At 59.0% G+C, this 18,880-nt stretch carries 15 protein-coding genes; 4 read left to right on the top strand and 11 right to left on the bottom strand.

Annotation, left to right across the window (positions count from 1 at the left end; genetic code table 11):
• The first annotated feature begins 172 nt into the window (after positions 1-172).
• The 3 genes from F8N62_RS12670 (at position 173) to F8N62_RS12660 (ending at position 3,219) form a co-directional block, all read left to right on the top strand.
• Positions 173-2,296, top strand: a complete 2,124-nt coding sequence (locus F8N62_RS12670; protein ID WP_150711235.1) for a putative bifunctional diguanylate cyclase/phosphodiesterase — start codon at positions 173-175, stop codon at positions 2,294-2,296.
• 45 nt (positions 2,297-2,341) lie between these two features.
• Positions 2,342-2,833: a M48 family metallopeptidase gene (locus F8N62_RS12665; protein ID WP_150711234.1), complete on the top strand. Its 492-nt coding sequence runs from the start codon at positions 2,342-2,344 to the stop codon at positions 2,831-2,833.
• A gap of 95 nt (positions 2,834-2,928) precedes the next feature.
• Positions 2,929-3,219, top strand: coding sequence for a winged helix-turn-helix domain-containing protein (locus tag F8N62_RS12660; RefSeq protein ID WP_150711233.1), 291 nt, complete (start codon positions 2,929-2,931; stop codon positions 3,217-3,219).
• A 123-nt stretch (positions 3,220-3,342) separates the two neighbouring features.
• Here the strand turns inward: F8N62_RS12660 and F8N62_RS12655 are convergent, their stop codons facing one another.
• The gene (locus F8N62_RS12655) at positions 3,343-3,795 is read right to left on the bottom strand and encodes a GNAT family N-acetyltransferase (protein ID WP_150711232.1); all 453 of its coding nucleotides are present in this window, start codon (positions 3,793-3,795) and stop codon (positions 3,343-3,345) included.
• Positions 3,796-4,051: 256 nt separating this feature from the next.
• On the opposite strand from F8N62_RS12655, the gene F8N62_RS12650 reads away from it, so the two are divergent.
• Positions 4,052-4,789 carry a substrate-binding periplasmic protein gene (locus F8N62_RS12650; RefSeq protein ID WP_150711231.1) on the top strand — a complete coding sequence of 246 codons (738 nt, stop codon included), beginning with the start codon at positions 4,052-4,054 and terminating at the stop codon, positions 4,787-4,789.
• A gap of 114 nt (positions 4,790-4,903) precedes the next feature.
• On the opposite strand, the gene yccS is transcribed toward F8N62_RS12650, so the two are convergent.
• The 10 genes from yccS to betA form a co-directional block, all read right to left on the bottom strand.
• Positions 4,904-7,087 (bottom strand): YccS family putative transporter, encoded by a 2,184-nt coding sequence (yccS, locus tag F8N62_RS12645; RefSeq protein WP_150711230.1) that lies wholly within the window; start codon positions 7,085-7,087, stop codon positions 4,904-4,906.
• Positions 7,088-7,367: 280 nt separating this feature from the next.
• Positions 7,368-8,546, bottom strand: a complete 1,179-nt coding sequence (locus F8N62_RS12640; RefSeq protein ID WP_150711229.1) for an NAD(P)/FAD-dependent oxidoreductase — start codon at positions 8,544-8,546, stop codon at positions 7,368-7,370.
• Positions 8,547-8,691: 145 nt separating this feature from the next.
• Positions 8,692-10,029: an ATP-dependent RNA helicase DbpA gene (gene dbpA / locus F8N62_RS12635; RefSeq protein WP_263597213.1), complete on the bottom strand. Its 1,338-nt coding sequence runs from the start codon at positions 10,027-10,029 to the stop codon at positions 8,692-8,694.
• A 105-nt stretch (positions 10,030-10,134) separates the two neighbouring features.
• Positions 10,135-11,562, bottom strand: coding sequence for a multidrug transporter subunit MdtD (mdtD, locus tag F8N62_RS12630; RefSeq protein WP_150711227.1), 1,428 nt, complete (start codon positions 11,560-11,562; stop codon positions 10,135-10,137).
• Between the two features lie 188 nt (positions 11,563-11,750).
• A complete protein-coding gene (locus F8N62_RS12625) occupies positions 11,751-13,088 on the bottom strand; it encodes a TldD/PmbA family protein (RefSeq protein WP_150711226.1) in 1,338 nt (445 codons plus the stop codon).
• Positions 13,085-14,530, bottom strand: coding sequence for a TldD/PmbA family protein (locus F8N62_RS12620; RefSeq protein WP_150711225.1), 1,446 nt, complete (start codon positions 14,528-14,530; stop codon positions 13,085-13,087). The genes F8N62_RS12625 and F8N62_RS12620 overlap by 4 nt, the downstream gene beginning before the upstream one ends.
• Positions 14,531-14,759: 229 nt before the next feature.
• A complete protein-coding gene (locus F8N62_RS12615) occupies positions 14,760-15,104 on the bottom strand; it encodes an AzlD domain-containing protein (RefSeq protein ID WP_150711224.1) in 345 nt (114 codons plus the stop codon).
• Positions 15,101-15,826: an AzlC family ABC transporter permease gene (locus F8N62_RS12610; RefSeq protein ID WP_150711223.1), complete on the bottom strand. Its 726-nt coding sequence runs from the start codon at positions 15,824-15,826 to the stop codon at positions 15,101-15,103. Before F8N62_RS12610 ends, F8N62_RS12615 begins: the two co-directional genes overlap by 4 nt.
• Positions 15,826-16,818, bottom strand: coding sequence for a hypothetical protein (locus tag F8N62_RS12605; protein WP_150711222.1), 993 nt, complete (start codon positions 16,816-16,818; stop codon positions 15,826-15,828). The genes F8N62_RS12610 and F8N62_RS12605 overlap by 1 nt, the downstream gene beginning before the upstream one ends.
• A gap of 228 nt (positions 16,819-17,046) precedes the next feature.
• Positions 17,047-18,750, bottom strand: a complete 1,704-nt coding sequence (betA, locus tag F8N62_RS12600) for a choline dehydrogenase (RefSeq protein WP_150711221.1) — start codon at positions 18,748-18,750, stop codon at positions 17,047-17,049.
• Between the last annotated feature and the right edge of the window lie 130 nt (positions 18,751-18,880).

Raw genomic sequence — 18,880 nt, 5'->3', positions numbered from 1 at the left:
TTCCCGGTTTCAGGGGCCTGTAGAGGTGACCGTTAGTCGGCAAATGAACTTATTAGTTAAATGATGGCCTATTGATACCTTCTGCTTTCGCGGATCCCGGTCTAGAGTGAAGGCTTAGCATGTGTCCGGTTTTCACAAGAAACCGGCCTGACGCCCAGATAAGAGAAGCAGCATGGAATGCGCGCAACCCACGCCAGCCGACGGCACCTCAACCCTGTTAATCGTCGATGATTACCCTGAAAACCTGATCAGTATGCGCGCGTTGCTCCAGCGCCAGGACTGGCAGGTCATTACCGCTGCCTCGGGTTTCGAAGCCCTCAGTCTGCTACTCGAACACGATATCGACCTGGTGCTGCTGGACGTGCAGATGCCCGGCATGGATGGGTTTGAAGTGGCGCGCCTGATGCGCGGCAGCCAGCGCACCCGCCTGACCCCGATTATTTTCCTCACCGCCAACGAAAAGTCCCAGGACGCCGTGCTCAAGGGCTATGCCAGTGGCGCGGTGGATTACCTGTTCAAACCCTTCGACCCGCAGATTCTCAAGCCCAAGGTTCAGGCGTTGCTAGAGCATCAGCGCAATCGCCGGGCATTGCAGCGCCTGAGCCACGATCTGGAGGTCGCACGCGCCTTCAATGCGTCGGTGCTGGACAACGCCGCCGAAGGCATTCTGGTGGTCGGCGAGGACGGCCTGATTCGCTTTGCCAACCCGGCGATGTCGCGCTTGCTCAATGCCACGCTGCAGGATTTGCAGGGCAAGGCGTTTCTCGATTTCCTGCAAAAGCCGCATATACCGATCTGGACCGATTCCGAACTGCTGGCCGGTTATAAACGCGGGGAAACCTTGCGCCTGCATGACGCATTGCTGCGCACAGCCCCCGGCCAACAGGTACCCGTAGCGCTGTCGTGCGCGCCGTTACCGAGCGAGCAACAGGCCATGGTGGTGACGGTGCTGGACATGTCGGTGGTGCGCCACCTGCATCAGCAACTGGAATTCCAGGCCGTTACCGATCCGCTGACCGGGCTGCTCAATCGTCGCGGCTTTTATCAGACGGTAGAAAACCTGCTGCTGCGCGGCGAACGTACCGACCGCGCCTGGGTGCTGCTGTACCTCGACCTCGACGGTTTCAAGCGGGTCAACGACTCCCTAGGCCACGATGCCGGCGACCGGGTGTTGCGCTGGGTTTCCGAACAATTGAAGGCGTGCTTGCGGCCATTCGACATCTTGGCGCGCATGGGCGGCGATGAGTTCACGGCGCTGCTGGACCTGGAGTTTCCCGAGCAAGCGGCGAAGATTGCCGAGAAGCTGATCGAGCGGGTGTCGATCTGTCAGCAGATCGATGGGCTGGATATCGCCCTGGGCGCCAGCATTGGCATCGCCACGTACCCGGATTGTGGGGCCAGTCTCGATGGTTTGCTGCGTGCGTCCGACATTGCCATGTATGAAGCCAAGCGCGCCGGCCGTCAGCAATATCGTTTTTATGATCATGACATGAACGGCCGGGCGCGCTCGCGGCTGATGCTCGAAGAAAGTGTGCGTAGCGCCATCGAAAACCGTGATTTCAATCTGGTGTATCAGCCTCAGGTGGCCATCGACAGCGGGCAGATTCGCGGCTTCGAAGCGTTGCTGCGCTGGCAGCATCCGAGTGTCGGCGACGTGCCGCCGGGGCTGTTTCTACCCTTGCTGGAAGAGGCGCGGTTGATCAGTCGGCTGGGTAGCTGGATCTATCAACGCAGCGCCGGGCAACGCAAAGCCTGGGAATCCCTGTTTGCCGATGACCTGGTACTGGGCGTGAGCCTGAGCAGCACGCAGTTCGGCATGCCCAACCTGGTCACGGAGTTGCGTCTGGCGCTGGAGCGTAATGGCTTGCAGGCGCGGCATCTGGAGGTGGAGGTCACCGAAGAGGCCTTGATGCTCAACCCTGATGAAACCCGAAAACAGCTGCGCCTGCTGCATCACCTGGGCGTGCGGGTGGCGCTGGATGACTTTGGCTCGGGGCCGTGCTCGCTGGCGCATTTGCGTGATCTGGAACTGGACACACTCAAGCTCGACCGGCATGTCATCGCCCGGTTGCCGGAATCCTCGCGGGACGCGGCGCTGGTGCGCAATGTGATCGACCTGTGCAAACAATATGGAATGCTGGTGATTGCCGAAGGGGTGGAAACCCTCGCGCAGTACGAGTGGCTGCGCGCCAATGGTTGCCAGTACGTGCAAGGCTTCCTGGTCGCGTCCCCGAGAGAGGCCGAGGACGTCGGCGACTTTGTCCGGCCGTTCAACTGGAAAGCGCTGACGGGCTGAATTCGCTACACTGGCGGCCTTTTCGTCACTGATGTTGCCGCCCCGATGACCGCGTTGAAATTCCTCCAGGCCTATCCCGCTGCATTGCAGGACCAGGTGCGCCGGCTGATCACCGAAGGTCGGCTGGGCGACTATCTGGGCCAGCGTTATCCACAAAAGCATGACGTGCAGAGCGATAAGGCGCTGTACGCCTATGCGCTGGATCTCAAGCAGGAATACCTGCGCAATGCCCCGGCCATCGACAAGGTGCTGTTCGACAACCGCCTGGACCTGACCCACCGCGCCCTCGGCCTGCACACCACAATTTCCCGGGTGCAGGGCGGCAAACTCAAGGCCAAGAAAGAAATCCGCGTGGCCTCATTGTTCAAGGAAGCGCCCGCCGAATTCCTGAAAATGATCGTGGTGCATGAGCTGGCGCATTTCAAGGAATCGGATCACAACAAAGCGTTCTACAAACTGTGCGAACACATGTTGCCGGGGTATCACCAGATCGAATTCGATTTGCGGGTGTACCTGACGTGGCGGGACATGCAATAAAAGATCGCAGCCTTCGGCAGCTCCTACAGCGTCTTTCGGCGTAGGAGCTGCCGAAGGCTGCGATCTTTTGATCTTCCAATGACAAGGAACGGGACGTGAGCAAAACCAAGAGCAGCTTCTATCGCCGGTTGTACGTGGCGTATCTGATCGACAGCGGGTTGGCCAGCAGTGTCCCGGCGTTGACCGAAACCACTGGCATGCCCCGGCGCACAGCTCAGGACACGATCGCGGCGTTGGCGGATCTGGACATTGTTTGCGAGTTCGAGCAGGAAGAGGGTGCGCGTAATCACGCCGGCCGCTATCGGATTCGCGAGTGGGGGGCGATTGATCGGGGATGGATCGAGCGCCATTTGCCGCAGATCAAACAGGTGTTGGAATATCCCTAGATTCTGCGGTGTTTGGTCGGACGCTTCGCGAGCAGGCTCGCTCCCACAGTTGATCCCTGGTGCTCACAAAAGTGAGTTCACAGGAGATCCAGTGTGGGAGCGAGCCTGCTCGCGAAGAGGCCCTCAAGACCGACGCATCCCAATGTGTGGAATACCATCCTCGACATATTCCTCACCCGCCACCACAAATCCATACCGCCCGTAATAGCCCTGCAAATGCGCCTGCGCCGACAGATAAACAGGCACGTCCGGCCAGCGCTTCTCCGCCTGCTTCAACGCCTGGGCGATCAGCTCGTGACCCAACCCTTTCCCGCGATAATCCGCTGCGGTAATCACCCGACCGATCACCACGTCGCCACCCTGTAACTCAGGATCGAGCAACCGCAGGTACGCGACCAGTCGATCCCCGTCCCACGCCATCAAATGGCAGGTGTCACCTTCCAGATCCTGGCCGTCCACGTCCTGATAGACGCATTTCTGTTCCACGACGAACACTTCCACGCGCAACTGCAAAACAGCGTACAGCTGCTCTTTGCCCAGATCGCTATGGTGTTTGCAGACCCAATCGATTGTCATCTTCACATTCCTTGATCCAGTGGCTCCGATACTAAGCGCCCCGACCGCAGAAGTCTTTATGGCGGAGAAATCTGTGATAAAGGCCAAAATGCCATCATTCATTTCGTGCGGTGTTGTCTTCTTTGTGTAATCTGGGATGCAGCGCTGTGCAGTGGCGTCGATGAGCTAGTGTTAGTGCCTGGGTTGTGCCGGTACGGGGCCTTGGAGTTTTGGCTGAAGACACGTCGGGCCGCCCGCCCGCTAAGGATTTTCGAGCATGCTGCGATTGCATCGAGCGTTGGCCTTGATCGGATTGCTGTTGCTGACTCAGAGCGCGGCAGCGGAAAAGTTGCGATTGGTCGCCGATTTATGGCCGCCCTTTACCGACGCCACGCTGGTCAATGGTGGGTTGGCCACTGACATCGTCAGCACGGCGCTGGCCCGGGCCGGCTATGCCAGCGATTTTGAACAGGTGCCTTGGGCACGCGCCCTGCTCGGTATAGGCGAGGGCCGCTACGATGTGCTGGTTAACGCCTGGTACACCGAAGACCGCACAAGGCTTGGCCAGTTTTCCGGCGAATACTTGGTCAACCGCGTGCGCTTCCTCAAGCGCAAGGACGCGCCGATTGAATTCAACAATCTGCAGCAATTGCACATGTACCCGATTGCGGTGGTGCGCGGTTACGCCTACTCGCCGGTGTTTGATGAGGATGCTTCGCTACAGAAAGTCCCGGTGCATAGCTTCTCCATGGCCGTGCGCATGGTTGCCGCCGACCGGGTCAAGCTGACGCTGGAGGATGAATACGTCGCGCGGTACTACCTGGCCCGTGAATCCGCCAAGGTGCGCAATGCCGTTGAGTTCCTGCCCAAACCGTTGAGCGAGAACAGCCTGCACATTCTGGTGAGCCTGAAAAATCCGCAGCATGAACAGATCGTCGCCGGTTTTGATCGGGAGATTGCCGAGATGAAGGCGGATGGGAGTTATGCGCGGTTATTGAAGCAGCATGGGATGTGAGTTTCTGTGTTGAGGCTGATGGCCCTTCGCGAGCAGGCTCGCTCCCACATTTGAAGTGCATTCCAGTGTGGGAGCGAGCCTGCTCGCGATGAGGCACCCCAGCTACTACACATCTCAGACCTCGCGGGTGTCCTTGATGAGATGCGCCGCCAGCGTGCGCAACGGTCCCAACTGCCGGCAGATCAACGCTAACTGCGTCTGCACCAATCGCTGACCTTCATCGATCTCGTCCGGCATCTGTTCCAGCTCGTTGGCCAGCGCTTCTTCCTCATCGCTTTGAATTGCAATCGGCAGCTTGCTCGCCAGCCCTTGGGCGATCTCATCGATACTGGCCGCCAACTTCACCCCGGCGCCCTCGATCAGGTGTTCACGCACGTCCGCCGGCAGCTGGGTTTCGCGGTGCGCGCCCAGGCCTGACAGATAGCTGAGCAAGGTGTGCGACAGCACCAGGAAGCGGAAGCCGACATCCGCCTCTTTGCGGAAATGCCCGGGCTCCATCAGCATGTTGGCCAGCGTGGTCGACAGCGCCGCATCGGCGTTGTGCGCGTTGCGGCGGGCCAGGCGATAAGCCAGGTCATCGCTTTTGCCGGCGGCGTATTGCTGCATGATCTGGCGCAGGTAAATGCTGTTGCAAGTGAGGGTATTGGCCAGCACTTTGTTCAGGCGACGGCCCTGCCAGTCCGGCAGGAACAGGAACACCGCGAGCCCGGCAATCAGGCTGCCAAGCAGGGTATCGAACAGCCGCGGCAGGAATAGCCCGTAACCGTCGCCGACCTGATTGAAGCAGAACAGCACCATCAAGGTGATCGCGGCCGTGGCCAGGGTGTAGCGGGTGGTGCGGTTGATAAAGAACACCACCCCGGCGGCGATGGCGAAACACGACTGCACCAGCGGATTGGGAAACAGATCGAACAACGCCCAGGCGACGGTCAGGCCGATGGCGGTGCCGATGATCCGCTGACCGAGTTTGCGCCGCGTCGCGCCGTAGTTCGGCTGACACACAAACAGCGTGGTGAGGATGATCCAGTAACCTTGCGACGGGTGAATCAAATGCACCATGCCGTAGCCGATGCTCAACGCCAGGGGCAAACGCAGGGCATGACGGAACAGCAGCGAAGTGGGTGTCAGCTGCGTGCGCAAGCGAATCCACACATCCTTGAAGCTGCGCGGTGAGCGGTCGAGCAGGCTGCTGTCGGTGGCGTCGGCGAGGGCGTCGGGGTTGCTCGCGTCGCTGAGCAAACGGTCCAGCGTGCCCAGGTTGGCGGCCAGTGCGCGCAATGACCGCAGCAGTCCGCGCCAGGCCGGGTTGCTTTGCACGCGCAGGTGTTCGAGGGACGCGTGCAGATCGCTCAGGGCTTCGGCGAAACTGGCGTCATAGATGAACGGCTGACGCATCTGGATCGATTCCGCCAGCGCCCGGCACGCTTTGCCTTGCTGGCGTAACAGGCGCTGACAGCGGAACAGCACATCACTGTGGAAGAAGGCGTCGGCCAGCGCGTTGTATGGGTAGTGCGACGAACTGGCGCGCTCGTGGATATCCTGGGCAAGGAAGTAAAGCTTGAGGTAGCGGCTGACTTTCGAGCCCGGTCGACCATTGCCCACCCGGTGCAGAATGATTTCCTTGGCCGCGTTCAGTGCCGCCACCACGCGCCCGTTCTGCTGGGCCAGTTCCAGGCGCCGTGCCTCCACGTCCATCTGCCGGATCGGCTCGAACAGCGAGGATTTCAGCTTCAGGTAAAACCCCAGCTCCCGGAATAACCGCGCCAGACTTTGCTGCACCGGTTGATTGGAAAACATCGCCTGCCACAACACCGACAGCGCGCCGTACCAGGCCGCGCCAGCCACCAGCAGCAGCGGCTCGTGCCAGAAATCGGTCACCGCGCCGCCGCGCTGGTCCACGCCGATCATGGTGTAGACCGACAGAATCAGCGTCGCCGAGGCAATCGCACCATAGCGTTCGCCGAGGGCGCCGAGCATGGTCAGGCCGAAACTCGCCAATGCCAGGGCAATGACAAAAATGATGGGGTAGGGGAACAGCAGTTCGACAGAGAGGGCGGCAATGCTGAAGCACACCAGCGTCACGGCCAGCGAGTTGAGGCGACCCTGCCAACTGTCGTCGGTCTCGGCCAGGGCGCTGGCGATGATCCCGAGGAACAACGGGATCAGCAGCCCCATTTCATCCTGATACCAACACAGCGCCATGCTGCCGGTCAGGGCGATGAATACCCGCACGCTGTAGCTGAATTTATCCAGCGCCCAGAGGCGACGCAGTGACTGATGGAATGGGGTCGATGGCATGAAGTGCGAGGGCCTTCCGAGGCAATGACGCTAAATTGAGCCAGTAATGACGCCGACGCAATGGCGCCGATCACATCTGACAGCAAAATCTGTTCCTTCTCTGTGCGAACCATTCCAGCATTTGAAATGCAATCCCCCTGTAGGAGCTGTCGAGTGAAACGAGGCTGCGATCTTTTGACTTTGTTTTTTAAGATCAAAAGATCGCAGCCTCGTTTCACTCGACAGCTCCTACGGGGAACAGAGTGATCAGGTCGGGGCGGTTGATCAGGGGGCGATGGTGTCAGACGTACTGCGCGGCGGCGTAACCTGAAGCCCAGGCCCACTGGAAGTTGAAACCGCCGAGGTGGCCGGTGACATCAAGCACTTCGCCGACAAAATACAGACCCGGGCTTTTCAGGGATTCCATGGTCTTGGACGACACCTCACGCGTATCGACGCCACCCAATGTCACTTCCGCCGTGCGATACCCTTCGGTCCCGGCCGGCACCACTTTCCAGCTCGCCAGCTTCTCGGCGATGTCGGCGATTTCAGCGTGGGTGTATTGCTTCATCGGTTTGGAGACGAACCAGTTATCCGCCAGCAGGTTGGCCATCTTCTTGGTGAAGATCTCGCCGAGCAGGGTTTTCAACTCGCTGTTCGGGCGTTCGGCTTGCTGCTGTTGCAGCCAGCCCGGCACGTCGTGATCGGGCATCAGGTTGATTTCAACCGTGTCGCCGGATTCCCAGAACGAAGAAATCTGCAAAATCGCCGGCCCGCTGAGGCCGCGGTGGGTGAACAGGATGTTCTCGCGGAAACTCTGCTCGTTGCAGCTCACCAGGCAATCGACCGAGGTCCCGGACAACTCGGTGCACAGCTCTTTGAGCTGATCGGTGATGGTGAACGGCACCAGGCCGGCGCGGGTCGGCAGCAAGTCATGGCCAAACTGCCGGGCGACCTGGTAACCGAAACCGCTGGCGCCCAAGGTCGGAATCGATAGCCCGCCGGTGGCGATGACCAGCGATTGGCAGGTGATCTGGCCCAGCGTGGTGTCCAGCAGGTAACCGCTTTCCAGCTTCTCGATGGTCTGGATCGAGGTGTCCAGATGCAGGCTGACACCGACTTGGTCGCACTCGTTGAGCAGCATGTCGAGGATGTCGCTGGATTTGTTATCGCAGAACAGCTGGCCGAGCTTTTTCTCGTGGTACGGCACGCCGTGTTTGGCGACCATGCCGATGAAATCCCACTGGGTGTAGCGCGCCAGTGCAGATTTGCAGAAGTGTTCGTTTTGCGAGAGGAAATTACCGGGTTCGCTGTACATATTGGTGAAATTGCAGCGGCCACCGCCCGACATCAGGATTTTCTTGCCGGCCTTGTTCGCATGGTCGAGCAACATCACCTTGCGCCCACGCCCGGCGGCGGTCAGCGCACACATCAACCCTGCGGCGCCAGCGCCAATGATCACGACTTCGGTAGAGCGCAAAACGGTGTCCTCGGAATAGAAAAGCCTGTAGGAGCTGTCGAGTAAAACGAGGCTGCGATCTTTTGATCTTGCCTTTAAAAATCTAAAGTCAAAAGATCGCAGCCTCGTTTTACTCGACAGCTCCTACAGGGGGTGTGCGGTGTGCTTACAGGATACGCACGCGCAACGAGCGGCCTTTGATTTTGCCGTCGTTCAGGCGCTGCAAGGCCTGTTTGGCGATCCCGCGTTCAACCGCCACGTAAGCCTGGAAGTCGAAGATCGCGATCTTGCCAACCTGGGCGCCCGGAATCCCGGCATCGCCGGTCAGTGCGCCAAGAATGTCGCCCGGACGCACCTTGTCTTTACGGCCAGCGCCGATCACCAACGTGCTCATCACCGGCAGCAACGGGCCGCCGCCCTGGGACTTGAGGTTGTCCAGCTGATCCCAGCTCAACGGCGACTTCTGCAGCTGCTCGATGGCCTGGGCGCGGTGCGCTTCGGATGGCGCCACCAGGCTGATCGCAATGCCTTTCTCACCGGCGCGACCGGTACGGCCCACACGGTGGATGTGGATTTCCGAATCACGGGCCAGCTCGACGTTGAGCACCATGTCCAGGGCATCAATGTCCAGACCGCGGGCGGCGACGTCGGTGGCAACCAGCACCGAAGTGCTGCGATTGGCGAACATCGCCAGCACCTGGTCACGATCACGCTGTTCCAGATCGCCATGCAGGCCGACGGCGGAGATGCCTTTGGACGTCAGGTGATCGACGGTTTCCTGAACCTGCTGCTTGGTGAAGCAGAAAGCGACGCAGGACGCCGGGCGGTGATGCGCGAGGACTTTGACCACGGCCTCCATGCGCTCGTCGGGGGAAATCTCGTAGAAGCGCTGCTCGATCTGTGTGTCGTCGTGGAACGCTTCGGCTTTGACTTGCTGCGGGTTACGCATGAACTTCGAAGCCAACTGCTTGATGCCCACCGGATAAGTGGCGGAGAACAGCAGGGTCTGGCGACGTTCCGGGCACTGGGCGATGATTTCTTCGATGGAATCGTAGAAACCCATGTCGAGCATGCGGTCGGCTTCGTCGAGGATCAGCGTGTTCAAGCCGTGAAGGATCAGCGAACCCTTGCGCAAGTGCTGCTGGATACGCCCCGGAGTGCCGACGATGATGTGCGCGCCATGTTCCAGCGAGCCGATTTGCGGGCCGAACGCCACGCCGCCGCACAAGGTCAGAACCTTGATGTTGTCTTCGGAACGGGCCAGTCGACGGATTTCCTTGGCAACCTGGTCCGCCAGCTCGCGAGTCGGGCAAATCACCAGTGCCTGGCAACCGAAGAAGCGCGGGTTGATCGGGTTCAGCAGGCCGATACCGAAGGCCGCGGTCTTGCCGCTGCCGGTCTTGGCCTGGGCGATCAGGTCCATCCCCTTGAGGATCACCGGCAAGCTTTGCGCCTGAATCGGCGTCATCTGGGCATAACCGAGGGAGTCGAGGTTAGCCAGCATGGCGGCGGACAGCGGCAAAGTATTAAAAGCGGTGGCGATGGTGGTCACGGGACTGGCCTGCAAAACAAAATGTCGCGCAGTGTACCAGCCCGGTGGCCATTCGCCCTAAGGCTCTATGTGTTGTTCCGGACGCTTGACGCGCCGTCCGTCTTCCCGTGAGAGCTGCGAAAAGATCGTCGCGGCCAGCATCGCCATGATTCCGACCGTCACAAACGTGAGTTGAAACGCGCCCAGAACCGTGTCCACACCATCGTTTCCGACCTCTGCGGTAAAGCCGCCAAGCAGGGCGCCAGCGCAGGCCACGCCAAGACTCAGGGACAATTGCGCAACCACCGACAGCAGGCTGTTGCCACTGCTGGCGCTGGCGTCGTCGAGGTCGATCAGGGTCACGGTGTTCATCGCGGTGAACTGCAACGAGTTGATCGCGCCGAGAATCGCCAGCATTCCCAACAGCAGCCAGTACGGTGTCTGCTCGCTGACCAGGCCCATGCTCGCCAGCATCAGGCCCAGCGCCAGGGTGTTGCCGGTGAGCACGATGCGATAACCCAGGCGCTCGATCAGCGGTCGCGCCACCGACTTGGCGACCATCGCCGCCGCCGCCAGCGGCAACATGCTCATGCCGGCTTGGGACGGCGAATACCCCAGCGCCACTTGCAGCAGCAACGGTACGAGAAACGGCAGCGCGCCACTGCCCAGACGGGCAAACAGGTTGCCGAGAATGCCCACGGCAAAAGTCCGGGTCTTGAACAGCGACGGCGCAAACAGCGGGTTATCGATGTGCCCGGCCCGCAGCCAATATGCCGCCAGGCACGCCATGCCGCCGAACAGCAGCAACATCACCCGCAAGTGCGGCAGGTGCAATTCGCCGAGACCTTCCATGGCGATGGTGATCAGGATCATCGCCGCGCCAAACAGCAAAAAGCCCAGGCTGTCGAAGCGCGTGCGCTCGGTGCCGCGCAGATCGGGAATGAATCTCCACACGGCATAGCAACCGATGGCGCCGACCGGCAGGTTGATCAGGAAGATCCAGTGCCAGGTCAGGTATTCGACCATCCAGCCGCCCATGGTCGGGCCGAGCAACGGGCCGAGCAGACCGGGAATGGTGATGAAGCCCATGATCCGCACCAGTTCCGAACGCGGGTAGGCGCGCAGTACCACCAGTCGCCCGACGGGCAGCATCAACGCACCGCCCAGGCCCTGGATCACTCGGGCGCCGATCAGCGTGCTCAGGGTGCTCGAAAGGGCGCAGAGCAACGAGCCGAGGCTGAACAAAAGGATCGCGCCGAAGAAGATTTTCTTGGTGCCGAAACGGTCGGCGATCCAGCCCGAAGCGGGGATCAGCAGGGCGACGGTGAGCATGTAGGCAATGATCACGCCCTGCATGCGCAGCGGGTTTTCCGCCAGGTCGCGGGCCATGGCCGGCAGCGCGGTGTTGAGGATCGTGCCGTCGAGCGATTGCATGAAGAAGGCAATGGCAACGACCCACGGCACCCAGCGGGCGGTAACAGCGTCGAGAGGTGGACGGTTGGGCATGGGACCTCAGTTGGGTTAGCCGGGAACCATTGTGGCGAGGGGATTCATCCCCGTCGGGTCGCGAAGCGACCCCAAAACCTTTCACTACGGAGTAACAGGCACACCGCGTTCACTGGTTTGCGACTGCTGCGCAGCCGACGGGGATAAATCCCCTCGCCACAGGAGCCCTGTGTGCTGGGGATCTGTGTCTATAGGGGCAAGGTCAGGCGGCTGATCAGGGCGCCCGGCAACAACGCCGAAGCCGTGGCCCGCTGGCTGTAAGTGCTCGCCGACAGCAGCAACTCGCGTTCTTCGGTCAACGCTTCCAGCTGCGATCCGAGCAAGCTGTAGGCACTGTCATCAAAGCGCATGGTGCTGACCGGTGCCTGAATCTCGCCGTTTTCCACCCAGAAAGTCGCAAACCGCGTCATGCCGGTCATGCGCGCCATCGGTTGGTCCGAGTAGTTCAGGTACCAGAGGTTGCTGATGTAAAGCCCGGTGCCCAGTTGCTTGAGAATCTGGGCATCCGGCAAGGTGCCGGCCGCCATGTTCAATGCGTTCGGCATTTCACCGCCGCTGGCGCCGTTGGCTGTCAAACCGTACTCGGCCGCACTGCGTGAACCGACCAGTTGCGCACCGGCCTTGCCCTCGATGATCAGTCGCAAATCACTGCGTGGATAGCCTTCGCCGGAAAACGCCGGACTCAAAGAACCGCTGACTTTTTCATCCAGAGACACCAGCGGGCTGAACGATTGATCGCCGGCATAGAGCTTCTGCAACGGACTGCTCTTGCTCGCAATCGACTGCGCCGAGAAGCCACCCCAGGACAACATGCCCATGATTTCTTCCAGCGCCGCCGGCGCCAGGTAAGCGCGGTACTGACCCGGTGCCAGGGTCCGTTGCGGTCTGCCCAGAAACGCCAACTGTTCGCGCGCCTGCTGGAAGCGTCTGGCAAAGCCTTCGTCGTTCCAGTCGTGCCCGGCATAACTGGCTTTCACGGCCTGACCGTTGTCGTGAAACAGGCTGAAATCGAAGTTGAAGCTATTGGCCTGATGCCAGCCAAACGCGCCCGATGAGCTGGCGAAGCCGCGACTGATCGGCCCGGCCGCATAGAAACCCACCAGATCCAGACCTTCAGCCGCTTCAGTGATTTGTGCGACCACGTGCTCGGTATCCGGCAGTGGATGTTCCTGCACGTTTTTGCTCTGCCAGCCATTGTGATTCAGCAGCAGGTACGGATCCTGCGGCAGCAGCGGCAGGGTGTCGCGCAACTGTTGCAGACCATCGGACAAACGCTGGACATCAACGCTTGCGTCACCCGATAGCGTGATGTCGAGGTCGGCATGACGCCCCTCGTTGATCAGTTTGAAACCGATGCTCGCCTGCTGCACCTGACCGGCCTGACGCACCTTCGCGTGGTTGAAACGCACGAAGGCCGACGACTCGGCGGCGTAGCTGAGGGTGAATTGCTCCGGCTCGCGAATTGCCTCGCGCAGCCAGTTGACCAGTGTTTTAAACGACTCGGCCTGATCTTTGGACATACTCATGAGGCATCTCCCCCAAACACATCCACGTTGTTGAACACGCAGGCCGGCGACGCATGGCCGACGCGGATCACCTGATTCGGTTCGCCCTTGCCACAGTTCGGCGTGCCAAGGACCTTGAACGTGCTGGCGTCGCCAACGGCGCTGAGGCTTTTCCAGAACTGCGCGGAAATCGCCCGGTAATTCGGGTTTTTCACCACGCCCGTCAGTTCGCCGTTCTCGATCAACTGGCCCCATTCGCAGCCGAACTGGAATTTGTTGCGCGCATCGTCGATCGACCACGAGCGGTTGGTGCTCATCAAAATGCCGTGTTCGATGTTGCCGATGAGTTGTTCCAGCGGTTGATCGCCGGGCTCGATGTTGAGGTTGGCCATGCGATCGATCGGTGGTCGGTTCCAGCCACAGGCACGGCTGTTGGCGACACCGGCCATGCCGGCGCGGAATTGCGACAACGCACCGCCCAATGGCCGCAGCAGCAAACCTTCCTTGATCAAAAACTGTTTGCTCGCGGCGGTGCCGTCGTCGTCATGACCATAGCTGGCGAGCTGCTCGGGGATATCCGGGTCGAAGGTTACGTTGAGCAGTTTCGAGCCATATTGCAGATGGCCGAAGTCGGCTGCCTTGACGAAACTGGTGCCGGCGTAATTGCGCTCGTCGCCGAGGATGCGGTCCAGTTCCAGCGGGTGACCGATGGATTCGTGAATCTGCAGCATCATCTGGTCCGGCATCAACAGCAGGTCACGCGGACCTTGCGGCGTGTTTGGTGCCAGCAGCAATTGCAGCGCTTGATCGGCGATTTTCGGGCCGGCGCCGATCAGGCCACAGCGGCTGATCACATCAAAGCCGCCCTGCTGGCCGAAATTTTCCCGGCCAAGGGTGCGGGTCTGGCTGTCGTTGCCGTCGTAGGCCGTAACGTCGAGGCTCGGATACACGAAACGTTGGGCCTGGCGCAACTCGGCACCAGCGCTGTTGAGGTAAATCTGCTCGACGTGGGTAATGCCGATGCTCACTTGCCAGTTCACCAGGCGCTCGTCCTTGGGCACAGCCGCGGACTCGGCGCCGAGCAATTGGTAGCAATCGCTCAGGGACGGGAAGGGCTGGTCAAGGTTCGGCGAAAGGTAATCGGCGCGGTCGCTGGAAACGGCGTGGTCGCGCAGGTCGAGCAAGGCGTGGGGCTTGAGTCGACGAGCTTGCAGTTCGGCCTGGTCCAGCGCGGCTTGCAGGCCGGATGGCGACAGGTCGTTGGTCGCGGCATAGGCTTCAACGCCGTTGACGCGCACGGTCAACATCGCACCTTCGTCACGGCTCATGCCCGGAGGTTCGGCAACGTTCTTGCGCACCGACAAGTACTGGCCGGACTCGCGCACATAACGCAGCGAAAAGAATTCAGCGCCCGTGCGCAAGGCAGCGAAGCGCTGCTTGAGCTGGGGGTGGAAATCGAACATTCGGGAACCTCCCTGGTATGGAGTGGCGATGCAGCGGTGTTGCGAGGGGGTGAAACGTTTGTGTGGCGCTAGATTAGGCTTGGGCGAAGGGTAGATCAAGGGTGGGGCGGTGTGGGAAAGGATCAGGTAGTGCAGAGGGCGCGTGCCCACTTGGCTGATTAATCGGAAGTTCGCGAACACCCCATTGCGGCTTGCTCGCGATCAAGACTTCTCCAGACGAAGGCTGCTTTCAACTGTTCAGATAGGCGAACGCTGCGACATAAATGAAGAGGCTGGCAAAAAAAGCAGGCAGGATCTTCTTCGTTTTGGCGACGGCGATGAAGGTGCCCACAAGCAAAAACATTTTCAGCGCATCCAGAATTTGAAACTGCTGTATCAGTGTTAATCCATCCATCTTGTTGAATGCAGTGTCGTAAATAATGACCCCCAACATGGCTTGCGCGCTGTAGCTGATAAAGCGGTAGAGGGAACCTTGGGTTTGTGTGAGTGCATTGCTGTTTTTGAAGGCGAAGGGCAGGGCACGAAATGCGAAGGCGGTAAAAGCTGAAAACGCGATAAGAAGCCAGATTGTCATGAGTCCACCATTTCTCGTTTTTTGTAATTGTTTTCAATAAGCACGATCAAGCCGCCGATCAGGAAAGGGGTGCAAAGCAAGCTGTAATCCTTGAATAAATAGACCAGGAATGGCGCACCGACGAAGCCGAGCCAGTAACTCGATACTTCCGCATGATGAGGCCAGTGCTTCCCGGCCAAGGCGGTGAATTGAAGTGGTAATAGAAGTGTCATGGCTGCATAGATAATCGGCGAGGTCAATTCTGCACCGGCAACGAAACCGATATAGGTGCAGATAACCGACACGCCGAATATCGGAAGCCCCAGCCCGATCAAATAACTAAAAGGGTGGTCGGTTCGCCGTTTGAAACGAGTGACGCATCCGGTGAATATCGACGGGGTAATCAGGATTAACGAGGCCATGGTGGTCATGGTTGAAGTGTTTCTTATATATGGCGCAAGGGTTGCGGAGAGTAAAACGAAGCGAGCATTGAGCGCCATGATGATGGGGAGCAGCATCCAACCGTCGTGATGGTTCTGTACTATCAAAAACTGCAGTGGAGTGGAGAATATAAGCAGGGTCGTTGCAAGAGCCTGGCTTAAGGTTAGTGATTGCGAAGCGCTTAAAATGCCAATTGATAGGTAAAGAAAGATAAACGCGACGCCGAACGTGATTGCATCGCGTGCCCCTTCTTTAAATACGCAAGCAGATGAAGATTGAGCAGGTGCGTGCGCGGCAACCATCAACATGCCTCCCGCGTGCAAGCTGTTTCATCCAGTGGATAGTATTGCTTTCTAGGGCCTTTGCTTCGGAACAATAGTCGAGGCGTATTGTTGAACGTCGAATTGTTCGCCTGTTCGCGAACCTCGTCGGCATGGAGATTGAGCATCGGCCGTGCATGCAATACTTTGTGGTTGGCCACGATCAGGAACGTGCCGGTTTCAGCGATTGAGACGTGACTTTTCGCGTCGCAAAGACCTGCCCGTATTTTGTCCAGGACGTGTTGGCCGCCGTTTGTCGCACGCATCCGCTCACCGTTCTGCGAGTCAACACGAAAATCCAGCGAAAAGTGAAAGCCGTGGGTCTGAGAAAACTCAACCACATGGCGAACCCGTTTTTTTAGTCCGCTGACGTTTTTGCCGGAAATAAACGCAGCTTTCATCGTCAGTAGTTCGCGAATCTCTTGATCGTTCAATTCGCAGAGCAAGTCACTCGGGAAATAGTAGGCCGTAGGGGTTTTTGTCACGTCGCGGCAAACGGTCAAGGCCAAATAATCAACATTCAGATTTTCATATAAATCATCGGAATGTGGTGTGATATCACCATGCCCGTTGCCCCATTCCCGATACTGTTCTGCCGAGGGTTTTAGAAACAACGCTTTGTGTTCTTCGTATTCGTATTTTATGTCAGTGAGATGAAACAGGTCAGCCAAAGCCTCGTGCACAGTTAACGCCAGTTTCGGCGAGTCAAGGTTGAATATATTTTTTATACAAACTGCAGCGCTGCCATTCTCCAGTCCTACTGTGTCGAAGTAGGAAATATCTTCGGCGCGCAGGTAAGTTAGAAAAAGGCTGATTAATTGGGATTTTAAGATGTGCGTGCCTTGGTTGTTGTTTTTTTTCCACCAAGACTCAATGACGCCAGTTAAATAGCCGAAGTCCAGCATGATTGTCTTTTCTTCTGAGATTTTTTCTCGAAAGAAAGTCACGTCGGTAATTCGGTCGAGGTCGTGCAAGATATTGATTTCCATGAATATTGTTAGCGGCCAGCTTAAGCAGGGGCGCGGATAGTAATGGAAGTTCTTAAGTGTGTGTAAATGCAAGTGTTTCTAGTTTTGTAAAGATATAGCCTTATTATTTAATTGCTTGATGTGTAGATTGTTGGCTGAGGAATTAACTTGTGTTAGACGAAAAAAAACCGCCGACTCGGAAGGTTGACGGTTTTTTAAACTAGTGGGCCAATGTTACTGAGCAGTCAGGCTCACATCCCGCAACGGCTTGCCACGCACCGGCGCATCGCCGGCCACGTAGTAATCCGCCGTGCTGCGCGGCAATGGTTGGCGACCGCGGATCTTGTCGGCGATTTTTTCGGCGATCATGATCGTCGGCGCATTCAGGTTGCCGGTGGTGATGATCGGCATGATCGAGGCATCGACCACGCGCAGGGCTTGCAGGCCATGCACACGACCTTCGCCATCGACCACGGCCATGTCGTCGGTGCCCATTTTGCACGAGCAGGACGGGTGGAACGCGGTTTCGGCGTGTTCGCGGATGAACTTGTCCAGCTGCTCGTCGGTTTGCACGTCGATGCCCGGGCTGATCTCGCGACCCCGGAAAGCGTCCAGTGCCGGCTGCTGCATGATTTCACGGGTCAGGCGGATGCCGTCGCGGAATTCCTGCCAGTCCTGCTCGGTGGCCATGTAGTTGAAGAGAATGCTCGGGTATTCGCGCGGATCTTTCGACTTGGCCTGGATGCGACCACGGCTCGGCGAACGCATGGAACCCATATGCGCCTGGAAGCCATGCTCTTTCACGCCATTGCTGCCGTTGTAGTTAATCGCAACCGGCAGGAAGTGGTACTGAATGTTCGGCCAGTCGAAATCTTCACGGGTGCGAATGAAACCGCCGGCTTCGAACTGGTTGCTGGCGCCGATGCCGGTGCCGTTGAACAGCCATTCGGCACCGATGGCCGGCTGGTTGTACCAGAGCAGCGACGGGTACAGGGAGACCGGTTGGGTGCAGGCGTATTGCAGGTACAGCTCGAGGTGATCCTGCAGGTTTTCGCCGACGCCTGGCAGGTCGTGGACTACCGGGATGTCGAGCTTGTTCAGCAGTTCGGCCGGGCCGACGCCGGAGCGTTGCAGGATCTGCGGCGAAGCGATGGCGCCGGAGCACAGCAGCACTTCTTTGCGGGCGCGAGCTTCAACACGCTCTTCAGCGGCGCCGATCAGGTAACGCACGCCGACCGCACGCTTGCCTTCGAACAGGATCTTGTCGGTCAGGGCGTGGGTGACGATGGTCAGGGTCGAGCGCTTCTTGGCTGTGTCCAGGTAACCGCGAGCGGTGCTGGCGCGACGGCCGTTCGGCGTCACGGTGCGGTCCATCGGGCCGAACCCTTCTTGCTGGTAACCGTTCAAGTCTTCGGTGCGCGGGTAACCGGCTTGCACGCCGGCTTCAACCATCGCGTGGAACAGCGGGTTGTTGCCGGCTTTCGGCGTGGTCACGCTGACCGGACCGTCGCCACCGTGGTAGTCGTTCGGGCCGATGTCGCGGGTTTCAGCCTTGCGGAAATACGGCAGGCAGTTCAGGTAATCCCAGTCTTCCAGGCCTGGCAGTTTCGACCAGTTGTCGTAGTCCATCGCGTTGCCGCGGATATAGCACATGCCGTTGATCAGCGAAGAACCGCCCAGGCCCTTGCCGCGACCGCATTCCATGCGACGACCGTCCATGTGTGGCTCTGGATCGGTTTCGTAGGCCCAGTTGTAGCGACGACCCTGCAACGGGAACGCCAGGGCGGCCGGCATTTGCGTGCGGAAATCCAGGCGATAGTCCGGGCCGCCTGCTTCGAGCAGCAGGACGGTGACGCCTTCGTCTTCAGTCAGACGGGTCGCCAGGGTGTTACCGGCCGAGCCGGCACCGATGATGATGTAATCGAATTCTTGGGACATTGAATGCACCCTCTTTGAAGTTGGTTCAGGTCGCAGTCGCCTTGACGCCGCGCAACCTGTGGCGAGGGGATTTATCCCCGTCCGGCTGCGCAGCAGTCGTAAACTCAGCGACTGGTTCTATCTAAAGAGT

Origin of the sequence: Pseudomonas fluorescens (assembly GCF_902497785.1) — a bacterium.
Taxonomy (GTDB): domain Bacteria; phylum Pseudomonadota; class Gammaproteobacteria; order Pseudomonadales; family Pseudomonadaceae; genus Aquipseudomonas; species Aquipseudomonas fluorescens_BO.
This window is presented reverse-complemented; position numbering and strand designations above follow the sequence as displayed.